A 23,596-nucleotide genomic window follows, 5' to 3' on the forward strand; every position below is an offset into this window, starting at 1 on the left:
AGGTCGAATCACCAGATCAATGCTGCGAGGAGGCCGTGGCGGCCGCCTCGGCGCTGTCGTCGAGGGGCAGGATCCATGGTTTGGGGAGCAACGAATCCCGGACGGTCGTGAGGTCCACGCTGGGATCGATGATCCGGCGGCTCGGCCGGCCATTCATGGTGACCCACGCGTCCGCGTACACGGCGACGTGCTTGCCCCGGGCGGCGTAGTCGTCCGCGACGTGGTGCGCGAATTCGAGGATCATGTCGGGGCTCTGCGCCATCATCTTCGTCTGGAGCGGCGTGAGCCATCGGGAAGGCTCGGCGCGGATCGTCCGGCCGGTCGCGGGGTCATGGATGCGCAGCTCGACGAAGCCGAGTTTTTCCACGAGCATGACCCTCCAGGCAAACCGGAAGCCCTCCTCGCTCCAGGCCGTGTTCCCTGGGTAAAGGAAATGGCGGAGCGGGAGCGCGACCTGCACGATCGCGTGCGCCGCGAGGAGCGCGATTCCCCATCGCTGCCGCGTCCCGAGCGGACGCGGGGGCGGCGGGGCGGTGAGATCCTCGGGAATCGCACGGGCAAACCGGCGCGAGAGCCGCGCGAGGAGCGGACGCGGCCAGCTCGGCGGGAAGAAGATCAGCGCGGACGCGGACATGATCCACGGAAAGACGCCGATCGGAAAAAGCATGCCCGTGATGAAATGGAAAACCAGCACCGCGGCATAGGCGAACCGCCGCGTGCGGCTCTGGAGCAGGAAAAACACCACGGTGAGGTCGAATGCGGCGCCCGCGAAGCTCGCCGCGCGCGCGACCCAGCGCTCGGCGAGGAAAGGGCCGACGAGCGGGATGTCGGTGTGCGCCGAGAGCCAGATCCCGAGCGGCTCACCACGTAGGAGCCAATCCGGCCCGAGCTTCGCGATCCCCGCGAAGACGTACACGACCCCGATCTGGAAACGCAAAAGCAAGAGCGCCCAGGCAGGCGCCGTCCGGCTCGCGAGCGCCGGGCTTCTCCATGCGTCGATCGACGCCGCCCGGTGGAGCGGCAGGAAGATCATCAGGAAGGAGAGGATGCTGACGAGGTAATAATGATTGAGGTAGGTCGCCTTTTCCAGGAGCTCGACATACGTGAACGCGACGAACAGGACGGCCGCCGCGGCGCGGTAGAAGAGCCCGACCATCACGAGCGCGCTCGCGAGGCCGAGGACCACGAAATGGGCGTACATGCCGAGGCTCGGCCAGGGCGAGACCCACGAAAAACCGAAGTAGTGAAAGTGCAGCGGCGGCGTGATGTAAAAATCGCGGATCCAGCCGTTCGCCCAGAACCGGACGACGCTGACCAGCATGAGCGCGCCGAAGAGGACGCGGAACGCGGCGAGGGACGCGATGTCGACGGGGCGGAAGAGCCTCTCGACGAGGCTCTCCCGCGGCGCGCCCTCAGTCGCCGTCATTGTCGCTCAACGTGACGGCGACGCCGAGGACGCTTGCGACGTCGGTGGAAAGGACCCGCCGCACGACCCGCAATGCGTCCTGCGCCTTCGTGACGGCCGCGGGATCACCCGTGATCGCGGTGCGGAGCGGCGCGGGGATCGCCGAGATCGCGGCCTTCGCGTCCGCGAAGGCTTTGCGGACGGAGGAATCGATGGCGGGGCTGCGCGCGGCGACGAGCTCCGTGATGCCGCGCCCGCTGAGATCGCCGTGGCGGCCGAGGTAGACGTCCTCGACGCCCTGGAGCGTGCCGAGCAGGTCGTCGATCGAGTTGTCGCTGAAGCGCGATTCGACGAGGGTCGGATCGGGCCCAGCGCCGCTCACCACGCCGAGCGGGCCCGAGACCCGGTTTTCGCTCACCGCCTGCATGGTGGAGATGAGCAGGTTGACGACCCGCGCAATGCCGTCCTGCCCCGTCAGGAAGAGCGTGCTGCCCGTGCCCGCCTTCGCGACCTGATCCACGAACGCGCCGCCCTCGAGGCTCCACGCGTCCCCGGCCGTCGTCGCGTCCGCGGCGATCGCGTCGGCGAGCGCGCGCGCATACGCACAGCGCTTCTTCCCCGTCGCGTCCGCGCCCCCGAGGGACGCGAGGACGGCTGCATTGCCGCCCGCCGGATCGAAGAGCAGGTATTCGAGTGCCGGCAAGCCCTTCGTGCTCACGCCGAGCGAGGCGATGTGCGTGGCCGTGACGGGCTCGGGCGCGTCGGTGATCGCGGACTCGATCGAGTCGGTGCGCGCGGGCCAGAAATCGAGGGCGCTGCCGATGCGGAGGTCCTCGACGGGCCCGAACCGGAACGCCTCGGCGTGTTTCCACGGCACGCGCGCCGCGCGCCACGCCGCCTGCGCGGCCGTGAGCGTCGCCTCCGTCGGCGCGTCGCAGAACGCGGTGACCGCGGGAGGCAACGGGAGCGCCTCTTTTTCGAGCTCGCCGTAGATCGGGAGCATCACCTGGTAGGCGAGGTCGTGCATCACCGCGCGTTGCGCCGTGTCGTCGGCGGTCGGCGTCTCGCACGAGGCCGCCGCGAGGGCGAGCGTGAGGGTGAGGGCGAGCAAGGACCGGGAAGGAAACGCGGGCGGGGACAAGCTCATAACGACTCCAGGAACCGAACGAGCGCGCGGCGATCCTCGGCCGGCAGGGCGCGGAACGCCTCGCGGGAGCCTTCCGCCTCGCCGCCGTGCCAGAGCACGGCCTCGACGAAGCCGCGCGCGCGGCCATCATGTAGCAGATTTTGGTGGCCATTGACGACCTGGAGCAGCCCGAGGCCCCAGAGCGGCGCCGTCCGCCACTCGCGCCCGTCCGCCTCGAAATCGGGCCGGCCATCCGCGAGCGCATCGCCCATGTCGTGCAGGAGGAGGTCCGTGAACGGCCGGATCGTCTGGCCGGAGAGCTCGGGGTAGCCGTCGAAGGTCCCGGTGCGAAAGACGGGCGTGTGGCATTTGCCGCAGCCGAGCTCCAGGAAATGCTTCTTGCCGGCGAGGACGACGGGATCGGCGACGTCACGTCGCGCGGGGACCGCGAGGGTGGTCGAATAAAACGTGACGTCCGTCAGAATCTTGGCGCTCGCCTCGGGGGTGCCGCCGGTCGGGGCGGCCTTGCAATCGGCCTCGGCGTCCGTGCACTCCTCGTTCGGGAACATCGACGTGGTGATGCCCATGTCGCCGAGGAACGCGCCCGCCGTCTGCTGCGCGAGCGTCGGCTGGTTCGCCTTCCAGCCGAATCGGCCGAGCGCGACGGCCCCGGCCGCGGCGTCCCACACGTGGTTCGCTCGACCCGAAATGCCGTCGCCGTCGGCGTCGTCCGGATCTTCGGCCCGCACGATGTCCTCCTCGGCGACGGCCTCGAGCAGGCCGAGGCCGATCATCGCAGGCGCGACGCGCGGCGAGGTCAACGTGTCCGGCTGCATGTCGCCGCGCCCTTGGGCGATTGTATAGACGGGCTTTCGCAGGCTGTACGTCTCGCCGTCCGGGAACGAGCCGGGCATTTCTTCATACGCGACGAACGCGTCGCCCTCGGGCGTGACGCCGGGAATCGCGCGCGGCTGGAGCTGGCCGCCATAGGTGGGCTCGGGCGCGGGGCCGCCATGCGCGTCCGCGCCGGGGACGCTGAGTCGGACGAGGACCGAGACCAGGGGCTCGGCCGGATCGTCCGGGGGGCTGCCGCGGCCGTCGAGGAGGTGGCAGGACGAGCACGAGCGCGCGTTGTAGAGCGGCCCGAGCCCGTCCCGCCCCTCGGTGGAGGAAGGAGCGATGACCCAGTTTTCCTTGAAAAACGAGTTTCCCACGAAGAACGCGCTGCGCCGCTCCGGCGTCATGTTGCGCGCCGAGAGCGAATAGGCGTTCTTCGAGGTGTCGTGGACGGTGGTCTCGCCGCCGGAGAGCTCCTCCCCCGGCTCGGCCGAAGGGCCGGTTTGTCCGGGCGGGGCCTCCGCGCCGCAACCGAGGACCACGAAGACGACGGGAAACACAGGCCATCGCATGACGATCACTCCTCGATGTTGAGCGTGATGCCGAGCAGCGTCGCGACCTCGACGATCGTCGTCGTCTGCTTGCGGAGCGCGTCGATCGCCTTCTTCACCTTGACCCGACCGGCCGCGGTGTCGGCGCCGAGGATCGCCTGATCGAACGGCTTGCCGATGTCCTCGATCGCGTCGATGCTGGCCTGCATTTCCTCCTGCAGCCGCGCGTCGAGCGCCGGATCACGCTCGCGCACGAGATCGTCGAGCCCGGGCAGGTCGATCTGGCCGCGGCGGCCGAGGTAGACGTTCTGGATGCCGCGCGCGTTGTTGAGCAGATCCTTGTGCGTGTTGTCGCTGAAGCAGGAGTGCTCGTCTTCCTGCTCCTTCGTGTCGTAGGCGACCTGCATGCGCTCGCCGGCGAGCTCCGCGCCGCTCAGGCTGCCGATACCGAGCAGGATGCGGCGCAGCGCCTCCTCGGGCGGGAGCGCGACGAACGTGGCCCGGTACGCGCCGCCCTCGGGCGCCCACTCCGCCGAGACCGAGCTCAGGTCCTGCAAAAGGAGTTTCCCTGCCGCGAGGAGGTACTGCCCGCGCCGCTCCTGGTTCGCGGCCGTGCCCATGTCGACCACGTAATCGGTGTACGGGCGCTGTCCCGGGCCTTCGGCATTCGTGTCCTGGCCCCAGAGCAGGAACTCGATCGCGTGGTACCCGGTCGAGATGTCCTTCTCGCCGGGGTTCTCGTTCTGGTCGGCGATCATGGTCTCGTCGATCGTCGGATAGGTCATGGCATCGTTGATGATGCCCGCGTTCGGATCGCCCGCCACGTAATCGACGTGCGCCTCGTCCATCGGCCAGGCATTGATGCGGCCCTCGGGGCCGTCGTCGTCGTCGATGGGGCCGCCGTAAAAGCGGAAGGCCTCGGTCAGGCCGTACGGATCGCGCGCGAGGAGCCACTGCTCACGCGCGGCGTCGAACCTCTGCTGCGAGGGCTCCGCCACGAACTGCGCGAGCGTGGCGTTGAGCGACGCCGCTTCGTCGATGGCTTCGACGTACGAGCCGTTCACGAGGTTCGCATACGCCTCGATGACGGGCGGCGCGGTCTCCGAGAGCGGCTTCGGGCCCGACACCGGGTCCGATCCGCAACCGGTGAGCAGCCCGGACACGGCCGTCGCGAAGGCCGCGGACTGCAGAATGCGTAGCGTAGGCTTGATCATGTCTCCGTACTCCAGAAAATGAAAGTGACTTTCACTTGTCACAGACGACCGAGACCTGTCAAGCGGCAACGGGGCTGCCGCGTCAGGGACCGGCGGGGCGGATGACGCCTGCGGCGCGGAAGGTTTCGTCGAGGTCCGCCTGGACGTCGCCCGTGGGGAGCGTCTTGGTCTGGCCGTCCTCGACGACCTCGAGCGCGGAGCATTCGTAACAGATGACGAGGTCGACGGAGCGTCCTCCGCGCACGGCATGCACGCCGTGGCGCGGGTTGAAGCATTTCGCCAGCGTGCCGCCCTTGCGCACGCCGGCATTCACGATGTCGACGATGCGCTCGCGCGTCTTCGGATCGGCGACGTCGCCCTTCGCGAGGACCTGGTAGCCGTGGAAGGTCTCGGCGCCCTGCGGCGGCTCGCCGCCGTGATCGGGTTCGAGCGCGAGGACCTGAAACGAATCGGCCCCCTCGAGCACGCCGACCGCGGAGTCCGGGAGCGAGCTGCAGCCGAGGACGGGCGCGGAGGCGAGCGCGAGGAAGGCCGCGGCGCGGGCGACGAGGGAGAGCCGCATAGGCGCGATCGTATCTCGCAAAATTGGTGCATCCGTGCGGCCGAAGACTCGTGATACCCAGCCGGGGTCGCGTCCGTGTCGGCGCGCGGAAGGAGGAGTCATGGATCGTTCTTACCAGTTCCGGCGCCGGCTCGCGGCGCAATTGCTCGGTGTGGCGCTCGCGGGGATCAGCGCAGCGGGCGCGCAGGGTTGCGGCAACGATGTCGAGACGCCGGGGTCGGGAGGTCAAGGAGGCCAGGGTGGCGCCGGCAACGGCGGGTTCGGCGGCGGCTCCGTCGTCGAGACGATCACGGAGTGCTTCGCCTGGCCTCAAGCAGAAGCCGGGAGCGGCGGCGCGGGCGGCGTCGGCGGCGCGGGCGGGAGCGGCGGCGCGGGCGGGAGCGGCGGCGCGGGCGGCTCGATGGTGCCCCCTTGCCCGCCCAAGGACGCGGCGCTGATGTACGTGGAGGCCGGCGGCCCCAGCTCGTGCGGCGCCGTGGTGAAAACCGACGGGACCTTCGCGAATGGCGAGTGCTGCTACGAGATGGACGTCACGACCTGCGGCGTCGGCCGGCCCTTCCTCGTGGAAGGCCGCGCCCGCGCGGCGTCGCGCACGAGAGCACGATCGACCTGGATGGAAAGCGCCCTCCCCGCGCCCGATCTCACCGGTTTGTCCCCGGACGAGCGCGCCCTGCTCGCGGCCGCCTGGACCCGCGACGGCCTGCTCGAGCACGCCTCGATCGCCTCGTTCGGTCGGTTCGCGCTGGAGCTGCTCGCCGTGGGAGCGCCGGCCGAGCTCGTGGAGCGCGCGCACGAGGCGGCGCTCGACGAGGTCCGGCACGCGCGCCTCGCCTTCGCGCTGGCATCGGCCTACGCCGGGGAGCCCATCGGGCCGGGCGCGTTCCCGTTCGCCGGAGGCTCGCTCCCGGTGAGCGCCGACCTCGCGGACGTGGCGGCGCGCGCGGTGCGGGAAGGCTGCATCGGCGAGACGCTCGCCAGCCTGCTCGCCGCCGAACAAGCCGCGCGGGCGACGGATCCGGCCGCGCGGCAGGCGCTCGCCGCCATCGCCGAGGACGAGGCGAAGCACGCCGAGCTCGCCTGGCGGGCCGTGGCGTGGGCGCTCCGGAGCGGGGATGCGTCCGTCGCGCGAGCCGTCCGGGCAGCCTTCGCGGAGGCGTTCGCCGCGGGCGCGACGCTCGACGTGCAGGCAGGCGGTGCCGGCGCGCTGGAAGCCCACGGGCGGCCGGAAGCGGCCGCGCTGCGGGCCTCGATGGAGCGAGCGCTCGCCGAGGTGGTGCAGCCGGCCGCGGCGGCGCTGCTCGGGAGCCTAAGCGCGCCGGAAAGCCAGGAGCGCGCGGAGCGCGGGTAGCGCCGCGAGGCCCACGGCGAACGCCGCAGTCAGGCCGAGGACGCTGCGCGCCTTGGCCACCTTCGGCAGGAGCGCGGCGCCGGCGAGGGCCATGGCCGGCGGCGCGCTCCGCTGCGGCGACGACGCGGCCGGCGCCCACGGCCGCTCGGGCGTCGGCTTCGAGCCGGTGAAGAAGTCCACGAGCGCGCTCGTGAACACCGGCAGATCCTGCGGTCCGCGGCTCGAAATGATGTTGCCGTCCCGCACGACCGCCTCATCGCGCCAGGTCGCCCCCGCGTTCACCAGATCATCCCGGATCCCGGGCCACGACGTGATGTGCCGCCCGCGCAGGATGCCCGCCGACGCGAGCACCCACGCCCCGTGGCAGATCGCGCCGATGGGTTTGCCCGCCGCGTCGAAGGCCCGGACGAACTCCCGCACCTCCTGGCTCTGCCGCAGGAAATCCGGCGCGATGAAGCCGCCCGGCACGAAGAGCGCGTCGTATTCGCCCGGATCCGCCTCCCGGATCGTCCGCTTGACGCGCACCCTCCGTCCCGGGACGTCGACGTTCATCCCCACGATCTTCCCGGGCCGGAGCGACAGCACCTCGACCTCGCCGCCCTCGGCGCCGATCGCCCGCGCCGGCGTGAAGAGCTCGACCTGCTCGAACCCGTCCGCCGTGAGCACGGCGATCTTCCGGCCCGCGAGCCTCCGACGCCGCACGGGGCGCGCCGCGAGGAAGCTCGCGAGCCCGAGGGCGACGTACTTGGCGAGCGTCCCTTTGCTCCCCATCGCCCGGCGGAAGTTCGGGACGAGGCGGTCGGGCATCACCAGGGTGTCGAAGGCATATCCACCGAGGGCCGAGAGCGCGCTGGCGAGGAGCAGGCTCCCTTGCCGCTCGGGACGGGCCCGGGAGATCAACCCTTGATACGCGAGCCCCCAGCCGAGCAGGCCGCCGGTGAGCAGCAGGAACCCGAGGGGCGTGACGCCGCGCTGGAACTCGGCGCCGACCCGCCGCGTCGGCACGGCCGCCGTGGCCATCGCGTTGAGCCCCGCCCACGGGGAGCCCCGCTCGATCGCCGAAGAGCTCATCATGGCCGTCGCGGTCGCCGCCGTCAGGCCGGCGCCCGTCCACAATCCTCGCCTCACGATTGCTCGCATGGTCACTCCTCTCGCGTGCACACGGGGACAGCCGCGGATTGCATCACGAGTGCCACATCCGGGCGCGGGCGAGCGCTCTCGGCGGCTCGTCCGAGCGTCAACAATCCGGCGGACGAAACTCCGGGCGATCCGTCGGCAGAGCTGCTATGGTGCGCGCCTTTCTACGCGGGGGCGCTGCTCGGACGAACCGAGCGCTTCGTACCGAACGCCCCCGTGCTCCGCACCCGATGACCGAAATCGAAACCCTCTCGCCTGCCCTCGCGGCTGCCTTCCAGGGCCGCGGCTACACGTCCCTCACCCCCATTCAACAAGCCGTCCTCGACCCGGCCCACGCGGGGCGCGACCTGCGCCTCTTCTCGCAGACCGGCTCGGGCAAGACCGTCGCCATCGGCCTCGTCCTCGCCCCCGACCTCGAGCGCATCGTGGCGGAGCGGGCGAGCGCGACCCCGGCATCGACGCCATCCGTCGCCGCCAAGCCGGCCACGATCGTGATCGCTCCGACGCGCGAGCTCGCCGCCCAGCTCGCCCGCGAGCTCTCGTGGCTCTTCCGGCCCCTCGGCGCCACCGTCTGCGCCGTGACCGGCGGGACCAGCATCCCGCAGGAGCTCTACAACCTGCGGCAGGGCCCGCTCGTCGTCGTGGGCACGCCCGGCCGGCTCGTCGACCACCTCGAGCGCGGCGCGATCGATCCCTCGCGCGTCTGCGCAGCCGTGCTCGACGAGGCCGACCAGATGCTCGACATGGGCTTCCGCGAGGAGCTCGAGACCATCCTCGGAAAGATGCCCGAGGAGCGCCGCACCCACCTCGTCGCAGCCACCTTCTCGCGCGAGGTCTCGGCCCTCGCGAATCGCTACCAGAAGGACGCCGTCGCCGTCGAGGGCACGAGCCTCGGCGAGGCGAACCAGGACATCACGCACGTCGCGCACCTCGTAAAACCCGACGAGCGCGACGCCGCCGTCGTGAACCTGCTCCTCCTCGCGCCCACCGAGCGCGCGCTCGTCTTCGTCCGCACCCGCGAGGGCGCCTCGGAGCTCGCCGAGCGCCTCGGGCAGGCCGGTTTTTCAGCGCGCGCCCTGAGCGGCGAGCTCGAACAACGCGAGCGCACCCGCACCCTCGGGGCCTTCCGCTCCGGCGCGGTCACCACGCTCGTCGCAACCGACGTGGCGGCGCGCGGGCTCGACATCCCCGACGTCGGCCGCGTGATCCACGCCGATCCCCCGAGCGATCCGGAGACCTTCACCCACCGCAGCGGCCGCACCGGCCGGGCCGGGCGCAAGGGCACGAGCGTGATGCTCGTCCCGCCGCAAGCCCGCGACTACGTGGCCCGCCTCTTCCGCGGCGCCGGCATCCGCGCCACCTGGTCGGCCGCCCCCTCGACCGACGACGTTCTCCGCGCAGCCGACACGCGCCTCGCCGCCGAGCTCCGCGCCCCCGCAGCCGATCCCGTCGATCCGCGGCTCCAGGCCCTCGCCGCGTCTTTGCTCGCGGACATGGATCCGGCCACGCTCGTCACCACGCTGCTCGCGCGCTCCCGCCACACCGGCCCCTCAGCGCCGCTGCCCGTCACGCCGCTCGTTCCGCACGAGCCGCTCCCGCGCCGCCCCCCGGAGCCCCGTGCCCCGCGGAACGCGCCAAACGCGGGCGCCTTCGTCCCGTTCCAGGTGAGCTGGGGCGGCCGCCACGGCGCCGATCCGCGCCGCCTGCTCGCGCTCGTGTGCCGTCGCGGCGGCATTCGCAGCGATCAGGTCGGCGCGATCCACGTCGGCGATTTCTCGTCGAGCGTGGAAGTCGCGTCCCCCGTCGCCTCGGATTTCGCCCGCTCGGCAGCACGTCCGGACGAACGAGATCCGCGCGTCCGCATCCGCCCCATGCCCGAATCGCACGGCGAGGCCCCTGCCCGCCCGGGCCCGGCACCTCGCCCGCGCGGCCGAGGTCCCCTCGGCGCCGACGAACCCCCGCGCCGATTTCGCCATCCCTCGATGACGCGCTGAGGCGTCGCGCCGGGGCGCTGCCCCGGGCCCCGCGGGGGCTATCCGCCCCTCGACCCGGACCAGGGCCAGCCCTGGACCTCTGGGCATCGACTGCGCGAAGCGCAGTCGATGCGGGGGAAGTTTTTTGAGCTGTCCGCCCCCTCTTTGCTGGGCCAGCCCTGGACCTCAGGGGGAAGAACTGCGCGATGCGCAGTTCTTCCCACAGGCCGGTGGGACCGCGTTGCCAGCTGAACCGTCAGCGCTGTCGTCTTGCTTGGCAGGATCGCTCGTGGTCTTGATTCGGCCCGTTCGATGAACTGCGCATCGCGCAGTTCATCGACCACGAGTCCAGCGCTTGCGCTGGTCCAGGTCCAGGAGCGGACAGCTCCTGGTGGGGCCTGGGGCAAAGCCCCAGCGCGGCGACACCTCGATGAGACAGGCCTGGACACGCGCGCTGGCCACGGCGAGAGTGGCCTTCATGCCGCGCGCGTTTGCCCGCCTACGTGCCTCCTCGCACCTCTGCGCTGCCGCGCTGGTCCTCGCCTCGATCGGCCTTGGCTGCGGCCCCTCCGGGACGGACCTGCCGGGCCCCGAGCGCACGCGGATTGCCCTCGATTTCACGGGCGATGGCGGCTTCTTTGGCGCTCCGTTTCCGAGCGACGCGCGCCTCTTGGCGAATGGCATGGCTGACCTCTCGGCCTTCCCGAATCCCTCGAACAACGGGATCGCTGCGCAGATGATCGACCTCGCTGCGGCTGTCCGCGGCTTCGGCACCAGCACGGCCGTTTACTTTGGCCTCGACGGCCCCTTGCCCGCGGGTGAGCTCGTCACGCCGACGGACAGCCTTGCGCCTGATGCCCCTGCCCTCCTCCTCGGCGTCTCCGCGGACGCTCCCGATTTCCTCCGCCGGTATCCCATCGCCGCACGCTTCCTCGAAGACGGCGGCCCGTACGGCGCGCCGAACCTGCTCGCCCTCCTCCCTGTGCAAGGGGTCCCGCTCCGGCCGAACACCACCTATGCCGCCGTCGTCCGGACCTCTCTGAAGGATCGCGACGGCGCCCCGCTCGGCGCCTCGCCGGCCATGGGCGATCTGCGCGCCGGCAAAGCTCCGGCGGGCATGTCCGGCGCCGCGCTCGCCACCTACACGAAAGCGCTCGTGGCCCTCGCCGAGGCGGGCATCCCGGCGGACGAGATTGCCGCGCTCACGGTCTTCACCACGGCTGCGCCCATCGACGATTACGCGCGTGTCGCCGAGGCGATGCTCGCCGAGCCGCTCCCCGCGCCGTCCTCGCCGTTCGTGCGGAACGAGGTCTTTAGCGAGTATTGCGTCTACGAAACCACGATTGCTTTGCCCGTGTATCAAAGCGGGGAGCCCCCGTACACCTCGGCCGGCGGTGACTGGGTGTTCGACGCTGCGGGCAAACCCGTGCGTCAGCGATTCGAGGAAGCGAACTTCGTCGTCACCGTCCCGCGCCGCCCGATGCCTGCTGCGGGATACCCCATCGTCCTCTTCTCGCGCACCGGCGCGGGCGGCGAGCGGCCTCTCGTCGATCGTGGCGTCCACGCCGAGCCCGGCGGCCCTGCGATCGACCCCGGCGCCGGCCCTGCGCTCACCTTCGCCCGCGCGGGCTTCGCGGGCGCCAGCGCCGACGGCCCCCACGGCGGCTTGCGCAACAAGACCGGCGGCGACGAGCAGTTCCTCGTCTTCAACGTGGGGAACCCCGTCGCCTTGCGCGACAACATCCGCCAATCCGCCGCCGAGCTCGGCCTGCTCGCGCACGTCCTCGGCGCGATCGAAATCGACGTCGCCGATTGCCCCGGCGCGGACGCGGCCGGCGGAAAGGCCCATTTCGACACGAACACCCTCGCCCTCATGGGCCACTCCATGGGCGCCTCGATCGTCCCGCTCACCGCGGCTTTCGAGCCCCGCGTCCGCGCCTTGCTCCTCAGCGGCGCGGGCGCGAGCTTCCTTGCGAACATCGTCCACAAGCAAAAACCTCTCGCCACGCGCCCGCTCGCCGAGTCCCTCGTCGGCGTCGGCGGCACGGGATACTCGCTCACCGAGGTCGATCCGCTCCTGAACCTCCTGCAATGGGCCGGCGAGCCCGCCGACGTCCAGCCGTACGCCTCGCGGATCCTGCGCGAAAACGAGGGCTCGCCGCGGCACGTCCTCATGATGCAGGGCATCGTCGACCATTACATCCTGCCGCCCATCGCGAACCCGATGAGCCTCTCGCTCGGCCTCGATCTCGCCGGCCCGCCGCTCGACGCCTCGCCCCCCGAGCTCTCCGTGTACACTCCGCTCGCCGCGCTCCTCTCGTTCACCGGCCGCAGCGAGATCTCCCTGCCCGCGGCGGGCAACGTCGACGGTTCCACGGCGGTCGTCGTGCAACATCCGGAGGACGGCGTGGAGGACGGGCACGAGGTCGTCTTCCAGACCGAGCCCCCGAAACATCAGATGCAATGTTTCCTGGAGAGTTTTTCCAAAGGCACGCCGCGCGTCCCGACGGCTGCTCCCATCAGCGCGGCTTGTGATTGACGCCATGGAGACCCGAAGCCACCGCTACGACCGTTATCGCAAGGCGCTCGCCGGCGAGGCCTTGCCCGTCGCCCTCGTCGATCTCGATGCCGTCGACGCCAACGTCGACGCCGTAGCATCGCTCGTCCGCGACAGCGGAAAAACGCTCCGCATCGGCACGAAATCCGTTCGTTCGGTGGATCTCGTCCGCCACATCCTCCACCGCGGCGGCCCCTCGTTCCGCGGCCTCATGGCCTATGCCCCCGCCGAAGCGCGATTCCTCGCGGCGCAGGGCTTCGACGACATCCTCGTCGCCTACCCCACCGCCCAGCCCGCCGACGCGCGCCTCCTCGCCGAGGTGAACCGCGAAGGAAAACGCGTCTCCATCGCCGTCGAGGAGCCCATCCACCTCGACATCCTCGAAGCTGCGGCCGCGACGCACGAGACGCGCATTCCGGTCGTCGTCGACATCGACGTCTCCCTCCGCCGCCTCGGCGGCCGCTTGCACCTCGGCGTTCGCCGCAGCCCGCTCCACGAGGCGCGCGCCGTCGCCGATTTCGCCGAGCGCGTGGCCTCCTCGCACCATCTCGAATTCGCCGGCCTCCTCGGCTATGAGGCGCACATCGCCGGCACGCCCGACCAGACCCCGCTCGGCCCGCTCCCGCCCGGCGCGAAGCGCGCCTTCAAACGGATCGCGTGCGCCGCCGTCACCACCCTCCGGGCCGAGATCACCGCCGAATTCGAGCGCCGCCGCCTCCCGATCCCCCTCTTCAATGGCGGCGGCACCGGCAGCGCCGCCTCCTCCCTCCGCGACGCCTCCCTCACCGAGATCACCGTCGGCTCCGGCTTCCTCGGCAGCCACCTCTTCGACCATTACGACGATTTCCGCCCCGAGCCGGCCGCCTTCTTCGCCCTCCAGGTCACGCGGCGCCCCGCGCCTGGCTTCGTCACGTGCCAGGGCGGCGGCCTCATCGCCTCGGGCGCGGCTGGCCCGGATCGCCTCCCGATGCCTTACCTACCCGAGGGCCTCTCGCTCCTCGATCTCGAAGGCGCCGGCGAGGTCCAGACCCCGCTCGCCGTCCCGCCCCACGTAAACCTCGCGCCCGGCGATCCCGTCTTCTTCCGCCACGCCAAATCCGGCGAGCTCGCCACGTTCTTCCGCGACTACCTCCTCGTCCGCGGCGACCACGTCGAATCCCGCGCGCTCACCTACCGCGGCGCGGGCGAGTGTTTTCATTGAAACCGAAAGCTCATTCGAGCGCGGACACCAAAACACAACGCTGCGGCGCGACCTGCCAGCGAAGAGGTTTGCCTTCCTCGCCCTCGCCCTGGGGAGGTGCAGGCGACCGGGGCCGCGAGCAGATGGCTCCCCATCCATCGGGCCCCTGATCCGCGGGCCTCACGACGAGCTGACTCCATGTCGGACCGGCGTCGAGCCGCGACAGCCATCGGATGTCACCACATCCGTCGGGCCCGGTGGTGACCTCAGGAAGAGCAGGTCCGGTGGGCATGGCTGATTCCCACTTGTAGACGGAACCGGGGACGGCGTGCAGGGCTTCGGACGTCACGCGTGCTCCCACGAGCGGCGCCCCTTTTTCATCCGCGAAGCACATGTGCACAGGGGGCGACGACATGACGGCGGCCGTCGAGTCGTCTGCGGAACGTGGTGACGTACAGCCGACGAGCAAAATTGCGAGACTGACGGACAAGAGGCAAAAATTCGTGCTCACATCGTCCCCTGACGTGGATGTCCAGACGCACATTCAATCCTTGCGCGTCGGCAACTTGCGACCCGCCGGAGGCTGAAAAAACCTCTCAATCGTCGCCCCCGCCGAGGGCGAGCCGCTTCTTCGTGCGGAGCGTCGCGATTCCCGCGACGACGAAGAGCAACCCCACGACGGAGAGCCCCACGAAGACCCCGTTGCTCATCGGCGGCGGCGTCGTCGCCCTCGCCTGCATGAGCAGCGCGTTCGTCGGATCGGCCGGATCGTACCAGCAGGGCACTCGCTTGTTGAGCAAAAGCTCCTGCTTCTTGGAAGCGGCGGTGATGTTGTCGATCTCGTTCCCTTCCCAGGAAACCCCGCTCGCGAGGAACGTCTTCTCCTGCCCCGGGACGTGCACTTGATAGTCGGCGGAGACCCGCGTCGTCCCGTACTCGGGATCCGGCTCTCCCCAGACGATATCCTTGATCGTGCACGTCGCCTCGGAGAACGAGCGCATGCGCGCGAGCCGCTCGGCCCGCTCCTCGGCCCCGCTCCGGGCCCACCACGGCAATCCGAGGAGAAAGCACCCGATCACGATCATCCCGACCGCGAGCATCCCCTGCGACCCCTGCGACATGAGCACGCGCCCCTTCGCGTCGAGCTCGACCTTCTCGCCGTCCGGCATCTTCAGCGTCTTGATTCTCTGGCGACCACGTTTGCCCATCCGTGCACCTCGAGCGACCCCTGAACCGCGTACGCCTCCGGGCATGATGCGGCAGGGCCCCCGCGATTTCCATCACCGTAGCTTGACCACCGTCGCATTCTCGAAGAAAGCTCGACCCGCGATGCCCCTCGCGCCGCGCTTCCTTTCGCCCCTGCTCCTCGCGGTCCCGCTCTTCGGATGCGCCACGCCGCCGCCCGATCCCGCGTCGCCGCCCTCCTCCCCGGCGCCGCTCGTCATCGCTGGAGACGCCCCACCGCCTCCGCCCGCCAACACCAAGCAAATCGCCACGGCGGATTGCGACGAAACCCCCCCGCCCCTGCCCGCTCCCTTCCTCGGCCCAGCGCCGCCGGGCCTCGTGGCCTGGTATCGCTTCGAGGAGGCAAACGCGGCCGGGCTCGACAGCTCCGGCCATGACCATCACGGCGCCACCTCGAGCGGCCTCGTTCGCGGGGCGCCCGGACGCGTGGGGCGCGGACTCTCGTTTCACGGCGGCTACGTACGCGTCCCGGCGTCCCCCGACCTCGATTTCACGACCGCGGCGACCATCGAGCTCTGGGTCCGCATCAGGCCCGAGCAAAACGAGCGCCTGGCCGTGGGCTCGCTCGTGAGCCGCGGGACCGGCGAGAACGACGACAACGTCCTCATGCAGTCGGCATGCGGCAACATCCAGCTCATCTTCTCGCGAAAGACCACGGGCACGACGAACGTGGGCACCGAGTGCGGCGTGCTCCCCGTCTGCGCGTGGACCCACGTCGCCTACGTGAACGACGGTCGCACCCTCGCGCTCTACATCAACGGCGCGCTCCACAAGACGTTCAAAGGCGGCTTCCTCGGCCCCATCCAGAATGCCCTCTTCATCGGCCGCCGTGAGCAGGGCCTCTTCCCGTTCGCCGGCTCGATGGACGAGATCCAGTGGTGGCGCGAGGCGCGCACGCAGGCGCAAATCTGCGGCGACGCGGGCGGCGTCTGGTCGGGCGACGGTTGCAAGCTTCGTCCTTGACAACCCTCGGATTTCCTTCTTGCTTTGAGGCGTGTCGTCGGAGCCTTTGCGAGAGGTGTATGCGGAGGGCGGCAACTACTGCTTGACCGTCGGGGACGGCGTGGCCGCGTGCCGCGTCTGGCGTCGGCCCGACGTGAGCCGCGAGATCGGCGCGGCCTACGCGCGCGAAATGGTCGGAATGTTCCAGCGCGTCGCCCGCGAGCCCGGCCTGCGCGTCCGCGGCGCCGTCATGGATCTTCGCGAGGCGACCCTCGCCTGGGGCCCCGTCACGCACGCCGCGCTCGGCGAGATGTTCGCCGCGCTCGAAGCGGCCTCGCGGCGGATCGCCGTCGTCTCCGCGGACAACGCGCTCCAGATGATGAGCCTTCAGAGCCTGGTGAAGGCGCACGCGCCGAGGTTCGGCCGCGTCTTCGGCTCCCACGAGGACGCCTTCCGCTGGGCCGGCATGAACCGTCAAGCCATCGGCTGACGGGCCTCGAAGATCGTTTCGAACGTCCGCGGCGCCCTCCGCTTGCGCACGCACCGCGTCTCGCCGCGCAGATAACACACGGTCACGGCGCGCCGCGGCTTGCCCGTCGTGTTCGTCCCGGACCGGTGCCAGACGTCGTTGTGGATGAGCATCGCCTCGCCGGCGCGCGCGGGCACGAGCACGGAGCGCGCCTCCGCCTCGGCCGCGCGCGTCACCTCCGCGGGGATCACCCCGCCGAGCGGCGTCGCGAGCCCGCCGTGGTGCGATTTCGGCACGATCTCCACGCAGCCGGCCTCGGCCGGCGCGTCGTCGAGCGCGGTCCAGATCTGCACGAGCGGCGCCCGATCGAGCCCCCAGAAGCTCCCCCCGTCCTGGTGCCACGGCAGCGCCGTCCCGGCCTGCGCCGCCTTGTTGAACAGGACCGCGCGATACAGCGTGACGGCCCCCTCCGTCAGGGCCCGCGTGATCCGCTCGAACAGCGCATTGCCGAGGAAAGCTCGAAAGATGGGATCCTTCTCGAGCTTCTCGAGCTTCCGATAATGGATCGACGGCCCGACCCACCCTTTGCCGTGCTGGAGATCCTCGTACCGCCCGCTCTCCGCGTCGTGCTGGAAAAAGAGCCCCTCGTGCACCACGCGGCCGAGCATGAGATCGTCGGCCCGCGCGGCGAGCGTGGCGATCCCCTCGTCCGAGAGCGCGCGCCCGAGCCGCGCGAACCCGACCTCCGCGAGCTCGGCGAGGGCCGCCTCCACATCGACGGTCGAGGCCTCCGGCGCGAGGAAATTCATCGGGCGTAGCTCGCGTCGGTCCCCTGGAACTCGCGGTAGAGCGCGTCGACCCGCTGCCGCGCCTCGGCGGGCAGCACCTTCGCGCAGGCGTCGATCGCGGCGTCGAGGTGCGCGATCGACCCGGGCCCGACGAGGATCGAGTCCACGCCGGGCGTCCCCGCGACGTACGCGTAGGCGAGCTCGACGAGCGTCATCCCCGCGCCCTCGGCGACCTCGCGGTAGGCGGAGGCGAGCTCGAAAAACCGATCGGTCCAGTACCTTCGCTGGTACAGCGGATTCTTCTCGAACCGCGACCCTCGCGCCGGCTCGGCCGAAGGCGCGTGTTTCCCCGACAGCAAGCCTCCCGCGAGCGGATTGTACACGGTCGAGTGCAGCCCGTACTTCCTCGCGAACCGGAAATACTCGATATCGAGCTGCCGGATGAGCACGTTGTAAAGGACCTGCGACATCACGGGCCGCGGCATCCCGCGCTGGTCGGCGATCTGGAACATCTCGAGCACCTGCCAGGACGCGTAATTCGACACGGCCCACGAGCGGATCTTCCCCGACGCGATCAACGTTTGCACGGCGTCGAGCGTCTCCTCCATGGGCGTCCCGGGATCCGGCACGTGGAGGTAATACACGTCGACGAACTCCATCCCGAGCCGCCCGAGGCTCTCGTCGATGGCGGCGAGCACGCGGCCCCGCGAGAGCCCCTCGGGCTTGCCGGCGGTCCGCCCGAACCCGACCTTCGTCGCGACGAGCGCCTGGTCGCGCCGCCCCGCGAGCGCCTTGCCGAGGATCCGCTCGGAGTTCCCGTCCACGTAGGCGTTCGCCGTATCGAACAGCGTGAGCCCGCGATCGAGCGCGTGATGCACGAGCCGGATGCTCTCCTCCTCGGGCGTACGCTTGCCGAAGTTCATGGTGCCCACGGCGAGCAGGGGCTTCTCCGAAGGGTCACGCGGGCGGGTCCAGGGCGCGAGCAGGGACGACATGGGCCGGAGGCGTAGCGCAGAGGGGGCAGGAACGGCAAGCGCCCGCTACCAATCACGCACCTCCGGCCGGCCCGGCCGCGGCCGGACCAGGTCCTCGCGCCACCGCCACAAGTCCGGCGGATACACCCGGTCCCGCCAATCCGGCGCCGCGCACCGGATCCGCAGGCAGATCGGCAAACACCGCCCCCGCGCACACGTCCGCCTGCACATCTCGCAAATTCCCTGCGTGACCAGCGCATCCGACGCCTCGTCGAGCGTCGCGCTCTCCTCGCCTTCGCCCTCCGTATCCTCGGCGCGCGCCTCGACGCCCGCGCCGACGACCATCGCCCCCACCACCCAGGCCAGGATCCAAGGACGCATTCTCATCGGTACCTCCCCTCGGATTTCCTGGGGCCCGACCGGGCAGCGTCAACCGCGCGCTACTGCCACTTGTGTTCGACGATGCTCGCCTTCCACGTGCCGTCCTCGAACCAGTGCCGCTCCTGCGCCGTGACGAAGCTCCCCATGGCCGAGCGATTCACGACGAGCACGGGAGGACGGCCCGGCTTGGTCTCGATGCTCGAGCTCTCATAACATCCGTGCGTGACCGGCTGGACCTTCAACATCGCCCCAACGGCCGGCTTGCCCGCAGCAGGCCGACGCTCCACCACGCGCCCCTCGTGCGGCACGAGCCGCCCGCCCTCGATGCGCCAGAAGGCATGCCCATCCCCGCACCAGCAGCTCGCAAGGCAATGGATGCGCTCGATCGTCTCGATCAAGATCGCACCCGGGCCCATCGTCCGCAGCTCGACGTCGAGCTCGGGCATGAACCGCTCGACTTGCAGCGTCGCGCCCTTCTCGTCGATCAACTCCACCCGACTCTGGAGCCAATCGCAGGGCGGCACGCTCGGGTGCGTGCCGCTCCGCACAGCTCCGGGCCGCGTCAGGCGCGAATCCTCGAGCACACGAAGCTTACCGGCACCGCCGTGCGCCCCGAGGTCCACGGGAAACGTCCGCCAGGTGGCATAAATCCTGGTATCGGGCGAAGGCGGCGGCGGGGGATGTTCGGGATCGCAATAGGCAGTTTCGGTCGCGTTCACGCCCGCGTCCGGCGGCTCGGCGCTCGGGAGAGCGCTGGGGGATGGCGCGGGCACCACGACAGCCGCGGGAGAGGCGCTCAGCGGGCCCGGGGCGGCGTCCCCGTCCGTCGACGCAGGCGCGTCGCCGCGCGTGCAGGAAAAGAGCAGCACGGCGAGCGGAAGCGCGAGCATGTCCCTCAGAGCGGCGAACGGCATGGCGCCGGGGACGCCGGAGCACGGGCGCCTATTCCTTCGAGCAGGCGTCGCGCCGGGGCGCTGCCCCGGGCCCCGCGGGGGCTGTTCGCCCCTCGACCCGAACCAGGGCCAGCCCTGGACCTCTGGGCATCGACTGCGCGAAGCGCAGTCGATGCGGGGGATGACGGTGGTCATGCGGGGACGATGGCCGCGCAGAAAAACGAGATGTCGCGCTCGGGGACGGCTGGGAGCGTCGCCATGCCGAGGTCTCGCCAGACGGGGTGCTGCCTGTAGGGGCAGACTGAACGCATCTGCCCGCCTCGCGGCTCGGCCACGCCCTTGCCGCGGAAGATGATCCCGCGGTACTGCAGGCGTGGCGGCGCCTGGTTCAGCCGGTGATGAACGGCCATCGACACGAGGAACTCGGCCAGCAGCTTGCCGTTCTCGATTTGCTGCCGCGCGCCGCCGCTGTGGCTCGTCTTCAGCTCGCACAAGAGGACGTACACCGTCGGCGTGCGCTCGTCCTCGGGCTGGTAGAAAACCAGGTAGTCACAGGCGCTCGTGAGCCCCTCGGCGTCGTGCCGGAGCAAGGGAATGCGCGCGATCGGCGCGTCGAGCTTCAGCACCAGCGCAGGGCCGCGTTTCTTGATCACCACGGGCGGGCACGCGCTGCCTGGATCGGCTTCTTCGAGCCGGATGACGGCCGGGACGGTCCCGAGCTCCGGGCGCACCACGTCACAGAGGGCCTGGAGGAGCGGCGACAGGGCCATGGCTCAACCGAAGCGCGCGGCGTAGATGGCTTGGGCGTCGGCGTTGAGGGCGGCGATTTCGCGTTCGATGGTCTCCACTTGAAAACCATCGACGGTCACGGGCACCGGTTGCGCAGTTTGTTCTTTGAACAGGTAGACGCCGAGCTTTTCCGGCGGGAGGATGGAGGCGCGGTCGTAGCCGAGCTCGTCGATGACCTGGGACACGCTCTCCTTCGGATCGGAGAGCATGACGAGGTGGTTGAGCTCCCGCAGGACGTAGTCGCTGTGGGTGCTCATCATGATCTTGAACCCGCGGTTGACCGCCTTGGCGAGGACGCGAGCGATCTTGCGCTGGTTGTCCGGGTGGAGGTTCAGCTCGGGCTCGTCGATGATGAGGAAGTCGCCCTGCTTCGCCATGTGGCGGAAGTAGAAGACGAGGCTCGCGAGGGATTTTACCACCGAGGCCGTGAGGTGGACGGGAAGCGGACGATCGCTTCCGCCATCGTGGGCGAAGGAGAGCTCTCCCAGGTCGGAAACGACGACCTTGCCTCCGAGGACGACTCGTTCGAGATCGTCCGCGAGGTCGGCGAAGGGGCTCTTCTCTTTGGCGATGTTGGCCAGATCGTTCGCGACCTGGAGGCTGTCACGGATGGGCCAGGCGTAACGGCCTGCGCGGCGCTGGAGCACCAGGGCGGCATTCGTGCCGGCGTCCGCCTCGAGGAGCTCGCTCACGAGCTCGGTTCGCTTGAGCGCGAGCTCCTTGGCGAACATGTTCACGGCGATCCGCTCGGCTGGGAACAGGATGCAATTCGGGAACACCCAGGAACGGATCTTCAAGAGCACGACGAGGTCGCGGATCGTACTGATCTGCGGTTCGTCGGCAGGCAGCGCTGGCATCGCTGCGAGGATCCCCGGGAGATCCCTCGCGTGGCTCGCCGCTCGCGCTGCGAGATCCGGCCCTCCGACGAGCGATACCCTTGCCTTCTCGAAGGTCTCGGGAGCGGACGCGAAGATACGGGAGAGCGACGCCTGGCACCCTGCTGCCGTTTTTTCGAGAATGGCCTGCCAATCCGGCGACGTGCCCCCGAAATCCGTCTCGCTCCCTTTCGACGCCAGGAACGCGGTGAGCGCCGGATCTGCGATCAAGGCCTCCATCGTCGCCCGGAGCCGATGGAGCCCGTACACGCTCCACGCGAGGTACGTCTTGCCGGTGTTGTTCGGCCCGGTGAGGACGATGAGGTCCTTCCCGAGGTCGATCTCGGCCTCGCGCAGCGGCCCCAGGTTTTCGACGCGGAAGCGCACGGTGCTCTCCTCGTGGCGGAGGCTACCCGCCGGCTCCGAAGCGGGCAAGTGCGCCGATCCGCTCCCTGCCCCCGCTCGCAACCGCCCTCCCGCCCCCGATTTCCCCTTCCGCCACCTCGCAGCCGCCCCCACCCCCGCCGGAACGACCGCCGCAACACCGCGCCCCCGCCCCCACCCCCGAAGGACGACCGCTCCCGCATCTCGCAACGCTCCCCCCTCCGCCCCCCGCGCCCCTTCCCCCGGGTCGCAACCGCCCTCCTTCCGCAGGAACACCCGCCGCGACGCCCCGCACGCGCCCTTCTGCCGCCCGTCGCCTTCGTTCCCCGCCCTCGCAACCGCCCTCCTTCGCCGCGTCCGCTGCCCCCGCCTCCGCGCACCCCTCCTTCCGTCGGTTGTGTGCCCATTCCGTTCTTGCGCTTGCACTTTTCTACGCAACCCCGTTAGTTTCCTTGCCCTTCATCTGCTCCCGGGAGGATTCATGCGTCGTTTGCGTCCCACCGACGGCACCCCGCTCCACAAGCGGGCGGCTCGGTATCACCTCGCCAAGCTCACGACCGGCGGGGCCCCGCTCCATCAGGAGCTACACGCCGAGATGTCAGCGAAGTACTCCGACTTGACAGCCAAGGCGCGGGCCACGGAGGACGCGGAGGACGACGCGAGCGCGGCGTCGGCCCTCGCGGATCACGCCGAGATCACGCTGGAGAACACGATCCGCGACATCGACGCGGACCTCGGGAAGCTCGATCGGCAGATGCCGACCCTCCAGGCGCAGGCGATCGTCTTCCCCCACGGCTACGGCGAAGAAATCGATCCCGAAGGCGAGGCACAACTCCAACGATTGGCGCCCCTCCGAGCGAGGATCGCCCAGTTCGCAGCCCACGGCATCGTGGCCGAGGCGCTCGCCCGCTTCGACGCAGCGCACGCGGCGTTCGCAGCGGCCATCAAGGCCGAATCGAAGGCAGAAGACCTCGCGGAAACACGCTTCGCCGAAGAGCTCGAAGCGCGGCGAGCCGTGCGCGAGCAGTTCGAAAGCGCCTACGGCCGACTGCGCGATCTCTACAAAGCACGCCCCGCCCTCGCCGAAGAATTCTTCCTCAAAGAAGGCAAGCGCCGCGCGCCCAAGAAAGAGCCAGCCGACGGCTGACGGATCCCCGCTCGCGCGGAGCACGGGTCTCATCACCGGCCCGTGGGAAGAACTGCGCATCGCGCAGTTCTTCCCCCAAAGGTCCAGGGCTGGCCCTGGTCCGGGTCGAGGGGCGGATAGCCCCCGCGGGGACCGGGGCAGCGCCCCGGCGCGGCGGCTGCGAGAACCTCAGCCCCGCAGGTTCTTCGTCACGAAATCCCAGTTCACGAGGCTCGTGAGGAACGTCTCGATGTACTTGGGACGCAGGTTCCGGTAGTCGATGTAGTAGGCGTGCTCCCACACGTCGATCGTGAGCAGCGCCTTCTGGCCGTGCTTCATCGGCAGGTCGGCGTTGCCCGTCTTCGTCACGGCGAGCTTGCCGTCTTTCTGCACGAGCCAGGCCCAGCCGGAGCCGAATTGCGTTGCGGCGGCGGTCGAGAACTCCTCCTTGAACTTCTCGAACGAGCCGAAATCGCGCTTGATGGCGTCGAGCAGGTCGCCCGTCGGCTCGCCGCCGCCGTTCGGCTTCATGGAGTGCCAGTAGAACGTGTGGTTCCAGACCTGGGCGGCGTTGTTGAAGATGCCGCCGTCGGAGCGGAGGATGATCTCTTCCAGCGACAGCGACGCTTCGGGCTTGCCGTCGATGAGCTTGTTGAGGTTCGTGACGTAGGCGTTGTGGTGCTTGCCGTGGTGGTACTCGAGCGTCTCGGCGCTGATGTGCGGCTGGAGGGCATCCTTCGCGTACGGGAGATCGGGGAGCGTGAAGGCCATGGTCGCGTTTCCTCGTGAAGTCTCGTGGTTCCCTGTTCGCCGCCCAGGGGGCGCGGCAGGCGGCGAGAC

21 protein-coding genes are annotated in these 23,596 nt (G+C 70.1%); 7 read left to right on the forward strand and 14 right to left on the reverse strand.

The features are described from left to right. Nucleotides 1-16: 16 nt before the first annotated feature. From QHF85_RS08620 to QHF85_RS08640, 5 genes are all read right to left on the reverse strand, one after another. Nucleotides 17-1,426: an HTTM domain-containing protein gene (locus QHF85_RS08620; protein WP_281326607.1), complete on the reverse strand. Its 1,410-nt coding sequence runs from the start codon at nt 1,424-1,426 to the stop codon at nt 17-19. Beyond that, nucleotides 1,413-2,552 (reverse strand): imelysin family protein, encoded by a 1,140-nt coding sequence (locus tag QHF85_RS08625; protein WP_281326608.1) that lies wholly within the window; start codon nt 2,550-2,552, stop codon nt 1,413-1,415. Before QHF85_RS08625 ends, QHF85_RS08620 begins: the two co-directional genes overlap by 14 nt. After that, complete coding sequence (locus QHF85_RS08630) at nt 2,549-3,940, reverse strand: di-heme oxidoredictase family protein (RefSeq protein WP_281326609.1); 1,392 nt, start codon at nt 3,938-3,940, stop codon at nt 2,549-2,551. Before QHF85_RS08630 ends, QHF85_RS08625 begins: the two co-directional genes overlap by 4 nt. Before the next feature lie 5 nt (nt 3,941-3,945). Further along, nucleotides 3,946-5,133 carry an imelysin family protein gene (locus QHF85_RS08635; RefSeq protein WP_281326610.1) on the reverse strand — a complete coding sequence of 396 codons (1,188 nt, stop codon included), beginning with the start codon at nt 5,131-5,133 and terminating at the stop codon, nt 3,946-3,948. 82 nt (nt 5,134-5,215) lie between these two features. Continuing rightward, entirely contained in the window at nt 5,216-5,695 is a 480-nt protein-coding gene (locus QHF85_RS08640; RefSeq protein ID WP_281326611.1) for a hypothetical protein, read from the reverse strand. Between the two features lie 100 nt (nt 5,696-5,795). Here QHF85_RS08640 and QHF85_RS08645 point away from each other — a divergent pair, with 100 nt between their 5' ends. Next, the gene (locus QHF85_RS08645) at nt 5,796-7,043 is read left to right on the forward strand and encodes a ferritin-like domain-containing protein (protein WP_281326612.1); all 1,248 of its coding nucleotides are present in this window, start codon (nt 5,796-5,798) and stop codon (nt 7,041-7,043) included. Here QHF85_RS08645 and QHF85_RS08650 read toward each other — a convergent pair. Next, complete coding sequence (locus QHF85_RS08650; protein ID WP_281326613.1) at nt 7,002-8,183, reverse strand: type 1 glutamine amidotransferase domain-containing protein; 1,182 nt, start codon at nt 8,181-8,183, stop codon at nt 7,002-7,004. The genes QHF85_RS08645 and QHF85_RS08650 overlap by 42 nt on opposite strands. A gap of 227 nt (nt 8,184-8,410) precedes the next feature. Between QHF85_RS08650 and QHF85_RS08655 the strand changes: the two genes are divergently transcribed. The 3 genes from QHF85_RS08655 (at nt 8,411) to QHF85_RS08665 (ending at nt 13,911) form a co-directional block, all read left to right on the forward strand. After that, nucleotides 8,411-10,174 (forward strand): DEAD/DEAH box helicase, encoded by a 1,764-nt coding sequence (locus QHF85_RS08655; RefSeq protein ID WP_281326614.1) that lies wholly within the window; start codon nt 8,411-8,413, stop codon nt 10,172-10,174. A gap of 457 nt (nt 10,175-10,631) precedes the next feature. Further along, nucleotides 10,632-12,692, forward strand: coding sequence for a hypothetical protein (locus tag QHF85_RS08660; RefSeq protein ID WP_281326615.1), 2,061 nt, complete (start codon nt 10,632-10,634; stop codon nt 12,690-12,692). A gap of 4 nt (nt 12,693-12,696) precedes the next feature. Continuing rightward, on the forward strand, nt 12,697-13,911 hold the full coding sequence (locus QHF85_RS08665) for an alanine racemase (protein ID WP_281326616.1): 1,215 nt from the start codon (nt 12,697-12,699) through the stop codon (nt 13,909-13,911). Nucleotides 13,912-14,486: 575 nt separating this feature from the next. Here QHF85_RS08665 and QHF85_RS08670 read toward each other — a convergent pair. Next, nucleotides 14,487-15,098: a DUF3592 domain-containing protein gene (locus QHF85_RS08670; protein ID WP_281326617.1), complete on the reverse strand. Its 612-nt coding sequence runs from the start codon at nt 15,096-15,098 to the stop codon at nt 14,487-14,489. A 121-nt stretch (nt 15,099-15,219) separates the two neighbouring features. Here QHF85_RS08670 and QHF85_RS08675 point away from each other — a divergent pair, with 121 nt between their 5' ends. Beyond that, nucleotides 15,220-16,098, forward strand: coding sequence for a LamG domain-containing protein (locus tag QHF85_RS08675; RefSeq protein ID WP_281326618.1), 879 nt, complete (start codon nt 15,220-15,222; stop codon nt 16,096-16,098). Between the two features lie 31 nt (nt 16,099-16,129). Continuing rightward, nucleotides 16,130-16,567, forward strand: coding sequence for a hypothetical protein (locus QHF85_RS08680; protein ID WP_281326619.1), 438 nt, complete (start codon nt 16,130-16,132; stop codon nt 16,565-16,567). Here the strand turns inward: QHF85_RS08680 and QHF85_RS08685 are convergent. The 6 genes from QHF85_RS08685 to QHF85_RS08710 all read right to left on the reverse strand — a co-directional run bounded on the left by QHF85_RS08685 (nt 16,552) and on the right by QHF85_RS08710 (nt 21,633). Then, on the reverse strand, nt 16,552-17,355 hold the full coding sequence (locus QHF85_RS08685) for a phytanoyl-CoA dioxygenase family protein (protein ID WP_281326620.1): 804 nt from the start codon (nt 17,353-17,355) through the stop codon (nt 16,552-16,554). The genes QHF85_RS08680 and QHF85_RS08685 overlap by 16 nt on opposite strands. Next, nucleotides 17,352-18,329, reverse strand: a complete 978-nt coding sequence (locus QHF85_RS08690; RefSeq protein WP_281326621.1) for an aldo/keto reductase — start codon at nt 18,327-18,329, stop codon at nt 17,352-17,354. The genes QHF85_RS08685 and QHF85_RS08690 overlap by 4 nt, the downstream gene beginning before the upstream one ends. A gap of 45 nt (nt 18,330-18,374) precedes the next feature. After that, on the reverse strand, nt 18,375-18,695 hold the full coding sequence (locus QHF85_RS08695) for a hypothetical protein (protein ID WP_281326622.1): 321 nt from the start codon (nt 18,693-18,695) through the stop codon (nt 18,375-18,377). A gap of 53 nt (nt 18,696-18,748) precedes the next feature. Continuing rightward, nucleotides 18,749-19,579, reverse strand: coding sequence for a hypothetical protein (locus tag QHF85_RS08700; protein WP_281326623.1), 831 nt, complete (start codon nt 19,577-19,579; stop codon nt 18,749-18,751). 194 nt (nt 19,580-19,773) lie between these two features. Then, on the reverse strand, nt 19,774-20,352 hold the full coding sequence (locus QHF85_RS08705; RefSeq protein WP_281326624.1) for a hypothetical protein: 579 nt from the start codon (nt 20,350-20,352) through the stop codon (nt 19,774-19,776). Nucleotides 20,353-20,355: 3 nt separating this feature from the next. Then, nucleotides 20,356-21,633, reverse strand: coding sequence for an AAA family ATPase (locus tag QHF85_RS08710; protein WP_281326625.1), 1,278 nt, complete (start codon nt 21,631-21,633; stop codon nt 20,356-20,358). A 478-nt stretch (nt 21,634-22,111) separates the two neighbouring features. Here QHF85_RS08710 and QHF85_RS08715 point away from each other — a divergent pair, with 478 nt between their 5' ends. Then, nucleotides 22,112-22,777, forward strand: a complete 666-nt coding sequence (locus QHF85_RS08715; protein ID WP_281326626.1) for a hypothetical protein — start codon at nt 22,112-22,114, stop codon at nt 22,775-22,777. A gap of 168 nt (nt 22,778-22,945) precedes the next feature. On the opposite strand, the gene QHF85_RS08720 is transcribed toward QHF85_RS08715, so the two are convergent. Beyond that, nucleotides 22,946-23,527, reverse strand: coding sequence for a superoxide dismutase (locus QHF85_RS08720; protein ID WP_281326627.1), 582 nt, complete (start codon nt 23,525-23,527; stop codon nt 22,946-22,948). Nucleotides 23,528-23,596: the final 69 nt, after the last annotated feature.

The organism is Polyangium sp. 6x1, assembly GCF_029946515.1.
Classification (GTDB): Bacteria; Myxococcota_A; Polyangia; order Polyangiales; family Polyangiaceae; genus Polyangium.

Coding starts and splice junctions, on each gene's coding strand:
- QHF85_RS08620 (WP_281326607.1), bottom strand. CDS start 1,426: ATGACGGCGACTGAGGGCGCGCCGCGGGAGAGCCTCGTCGAGAGGCTC.
- QHF85_RS08625 (WP_281326608.1), bottom strand. CDS start 2,552: ATGAGCTTGTCCCCGCCCGCGTTTCCTTCCCGGTCCTTGCTCGCCCTC.
- QHF85_RS08630 (WP_281326609.1), bottom strand. CDS start 3,940: ATGCGATGGCCTGTGTTTCCCGTCGTCTTCGTGGTCCTCGGTTGCGGC.
- QHF85_RS08635 (WP_281326610.1), bottom strand. CDS start 5,133: ATGATCAAGCCTACGCTACGCATTCTGCAGTCCGCGGCCTTCGCGACG.
- QHF85_RS08640 (WP_281326611.1), bottom strand. CDS start 5,695: ATGCGGCTCTCCCTCGTCGCCCGCGCCGCGGCCTTCCTCGCGCTCGCC.
- QHF85_RS08645 (WP_281326612.1), top strand. CDS start 5,796: ATGGATCGTTCTTACCAGTTCCGGCGCCGGCTCGCGGCGCAATTGCTC.
- QHF85_RS08650 (WP_281326613.1), bottom strand. CDS start 8,183: ATGCGAGCAATCGTGAGGCGAGGATTGTGGACGGGCGCCGGCCTGACG.
- QHF85_RS08655 (WP_281326614.1), top strand. CDS start 8,411: ATGACCGAAATCGAAACCCTCTCGCCTGCCCTCGCGGCTGCCTTCCAG.
- QHF85_RS08660 (WP_281326615.1), top strand. CDS start 10,632: ATGCCGCGCGCGTTTGCCCGCCTACGTGCCTCCTCGCACCTCTGCGCT.
- QHF85_RS08665 (WP_281326616.1), top strand. CDS start 12,697: ATGGAGACCCGAAGCCACCGCTACGACCGTTATCGCAAGGCGCTCGCC.
- QHF85_RS08670 (WP_281326617.1), bottom strand. CDS start 15,098: ATGGGCAAACGTGGTCGCCAGAGAATCAAGACGCTGAAGATGCCGGAC.
- QHF85_RS08675 (WP_281326618.1), top strand. CDS start 15,220: ATGCCCCTCGCGCCGCGCTTCCTTTCGCCCCTGCTCCTCGCGGTCCCG.
- QHF85_RS08685 (WP_281326620.1), bottom strand. CDS start 17,355: ATGAATTTCCTCGCGCCGGAGGCCTCGACCGTCGATGTGGAGGCGGCC.
- QHF85_RS08690 (WP_281326621.1), bottom strand. CDS start 18,329: ATGTCGTCCCTGCTCGCGCCCTGGACCCGCCCGCGTGACCCTTCGGAG.
- QHF85_RS08695 (WP_281326622.1), bottom strand. CDS start 18,695: ATGAGAATGCGTCCTTGGATCCTGGCCTGGGTGGTGGGGGCGATGGTC.
- QHF85_RS08700 (WP_281326623.1), bottom strand. CDS start 19,579: ATGCTCGCGCTTCCGCTCGCCGTGCTGCTCTTTTCCTGCACGCGCGGC.
- QHF85_RS08705 (WP_281326624.1), bottom strand. CDS start 20,352: ATGGCCCTGTCGCCGCTCCTCCAGGCCCTCTGTGACGTGGTGCGCCCG.
- QHF85_RS08715 (WP_281326626.1), top strand. CDS start 22,112: ATGCGTCGTTTGCGTCCCACCGACGGCACCCCGCTCCACAAGCGGGCG.
- QHF85_RS08720 (WP_281326627.1), bottom strand. CDS start 23,527: ATGGCCTTCACGCTCCCCGATCTCCCGTACGCGAAGGATGCCCTCCAG.